At 36.2% G+C, this 232-nt stretch carries 1 pseudogene; it reads right to left on the bottom strand.

What is annotated here, in order from left to right:
* Positions 1–232, bottom strand: a pseudogene (locus tag ACRHOC_RS15260) (hemolysin); the annotation flags it as partial.

The raw sequence follows: 232 nt of genomic DNA, 5'->3' as shown, positions 1-232 counted from the left end.
TCTGCCGTAAATAAGCTGATTAAGGTAGAAATAACCGTTTGTGACAGCAGTTGCAAGTCAACCAGCAGATACTGGAAGGTAAAATTATCACTTGGTAACATTGACTGAAACCAACGTACCAAAACATGTCCCATTTTTAGCCCATAAATTTCTAATGCTATATTGTTACAAATTAGCATTGTTGCAATAAACTTTGAGGGTTTTGCTGTAAGCGTAGCTAAGATATTGCCTA

The sequence above is a fragment of the Winogradskyella poriferorum genome (assembly GCF_050618035.1).
In the GTDB taxonomy this organism is placed as follows: domain Bacteria; phylum Bacteroidota; class Bacteroidia; order Flavobacteriales; family Flavobacteriaceae; genus Winogradskyella; species Winogradskyella poriferorum_A.
This window is presented reverse-complemented; position numbering and strand designations above follow the sequence as displayed.